The organism is Streptococcus caballi DSM 19004 (assembly GCF_000379985.1).
In the GTDB taxonomy this organism is placed as follows: Bacteria; Bacillota; Bacilli; order Lactobacillales; family Streptococcaceae; genus Streptococcus; species Streptococcus caballi.
Genome location: NZ_KB904119.1, coordinates 1 through 1240, shown reverse-complemented (window position 1 = coordinate 1240; position 1240 = coordinate 1). Strand labels below are relative to the sequence as shown.

At 46.2% G+C, this 1240-nt stretch carries 1 pseudogene; it reads right to left on the bottom strand.

From position 1 onward, the window contains the following. Nucleotides 1–869: pseudogene (locus tag A3GS_RS11880) on the bottom strand (FtsK/SpoIIIE domain-containing protein); the annotation flags it as partial. Nucleotides 870–1240: the final 371 nt, after the last annotated feature.

Here is a 1240-nt window from a genome sequence, read left to right as displayed (position 1 = left end):
CCCAGAGAACGCCCTGTCCGCGCTGTTGACACCAAGGCACTCATAAAGTCTGGCTGTTCTTGTTTCAATTCCGCAAACTCATCTGAAATCAAGAAGAGGTGAGGCATGGCCTCTTCCACTTCACCCAGCTTGTATTTCTTCTGATACTGATTAATGTGATTGACATCATACTTGGCAAAGAGACGTTGACGGCGTTTGAGTTCGGCATTGATTGAGGTCAAAGCTCGCATGGACTGCGCCCCATCCAAGTTGGTAATGGTTCCCAGCAAGTGTGGCAGGTCCTTGAAAAGATTGGCCATCCCCCCACCCTTGTAGTCGATGAGTAAGAAAGCTACATCATAGGGGTGGAAGTTAACCGCTAGGCTCAAAATATAAGACTGAATCAGCTCTGACTTCCCAGAACCCGTCGTCCCAGCAATCAAACCATGAGGTCCATGTGCTTTTTCGTGCAGGTTAAGATAGACAATATCACCTTGACCACGTAAGCCAAGCGGCACCGCCAAGGACTTATACGGTGCATGTTCTGCCCAACGCTCTTGAACGTGTAAGTCTTTGAAGTCTTCGGCATGGTACATTTCCATAAAGGTCACGCTGTCAGGAATAGAGGACTTGAGGTTTTGCAGATGATTGAGCGGCGCCAAACGACGAGCCAGACTCTCCTTATCATAGGCTTCTGGGAAATGATCTAAGGCAAAGTCCGTTTCTCTTAGCTCACCCTCCTCAATGACCAGTTGGCCAACATTTCTATCCTTGATATTGATAATGGTCTTGATGTTTTCAGACAGACTGGACAAGACATCCTCCACAAAGATGACCGAGCAACCAAGCTCTGTCGGATCTTCACTATAGTCTACTATCAACTGTTGGTCATAGCGAGAATCTGTTGGTAGATAAGTATCTGATACTTGCACAGGACTAACCGTCACATTTCCTGCCTTCTGTGACACCACATCAATCTGTGTTCCAGGCTTGATTTCGGTACCAGCAGTAAAGGCACCTTTACCTTTTCCTACAACGGTTCCACCATACTTAAATAAGTCCTCTAGCAAGGCCTGACGGCTAACAGACAAACCACCGGTTGCTGTTGTGTAATCCTGAATGCGGATATTACCCGCTTCATCAAAGCCATAGTTGCTAAAAAATTTCAGAGCTCCTCCACACACATTCCTAGAGCCATTCTGTAAAATAAGGGAAATGATTTTTAAACTCTAGTTCCACTTTAGACCAAGTCTAGCCTAGC